2 protein-coding genes are annotated in these 1,121 nt (G+C 42.4%); both read left to right on the top strand.

The annotated features are described in order from the left end of the window. Positions 1–267: 267 nt before the first annotated feature. Positions 268–501 carry a hypothetical protein gene (locus tag CICURV3402_RS07030; protein ID WP_235667717.1) on the top strand — a complete coding sequence of 78 codons (234 nt, stop codon included), beginning with the start codon at positions 268–270 and terminating at the stop codon, positions 499–501. Positions 502–1,013: 512 nt separating this feature from the next. After that, a partial coding sequence (locus CICURV3402_RS06240) for a phage baseplate assembly protein domain-containing protein (protein WP_407079091.1) occupies positions 1,014–1,121 on the top strand: 108 nt, incomplete at its 3' end.

Consider the following 1,121-nt stretch of genomic DNA (forward strand, 5'->3'; position numbering starts at 1 on the left):
AATACGGACGTAAAGTAGCAGAAAGAGTATTGAAGATGAAAGCTTTTTTACGTTCATCTGTTCGTGGGACGAAGGCGATAACCCTTGTAAAGATAGCGGTTGTTAAAAAAAAGAGAATGCCTCATTAAGGCGTACGTTCAGCGAACGCTATCTACAGTAGCAAGTCACGAAAGTCCGCGGGATGCCAACCAAAGAGAGCCTGGTCGTCTTTTTGATTTCTGTTAGTAAGTTCATGCCGAGAATACCTGAATTAATAGTGATAGCTAAATGGCTTGTGAAGAAAGTTCACTGAATTCAAGTACGTTAGCAAGCTTACCCTGCCACGGTAGGTTAGATTTATTTGGTAATCGTGATAAGGTAGGTCAGCTTCCAGTCCCCATCGTCCCTCTATTATCCCAAAAAATTACTGTTAAACGACGTGATAACGGGCGATGGAATACCAGTTACCAACGACAGCAAGCTTGGTTATTCCCTATCAAAACCACGGGTGATTGCAGATAATGACATGATACATATACGGGGGTTTCTGATTAGATGGTATTTACGGCATGATGCTGTTGAAAATGGGTCGTAGGGTGTTTGGCTTCGCAATATCGCTTGAAACAACAGTGGCGAGGTATTTCCATATTCAGATATAAGGCATCCGGTTTTGTTACTTTTGACAAATTACTCAGCAAAGAGAAAAGAGAAACGTTTCATAAAGAACTTGAGCGATTTGCAGGGTCAGAAAATACCAGCAAAGTGCTGTTGCTGTAAGCTGGAATAAAATTTAATGGTATCACCCTTGATCCATAAACCTCATAAATTCTGGACATCTGCGATCATAGCGTCGAATAAATCTGCCGTTGGCATCGTATTCTGCGGTTTATAGTCAGTTATATTACTAAACAAAGCAGTTTGGCTTCTAGCGTGGAAGGGATGAACCTGATTTTTCTAAGCAATACATTACGGCCCTTACTGGTCAATATTACACAGGAAATCGCCCGCTGTTTGCTGGATACGGAATAGAATATATAGAGTATTACGGATTTACCTCGACGGCGTACTCTGGCGCGGAAGATGTTGCGCTTTTCCTGAGTGGTGCCCGCTCGCACGACGTGGTGATTAATATCGCTCTGACC

The organism is Candidatus Williamhamiltonella defendens (assembly GCF_900699045.1).
GTDB lineage: Bacteria > Pseudomonadota > Gammaproteobacteria > Enterobacterales > Enterobacteriaceae > Hamiltonella > Hamiltonella defensa_A.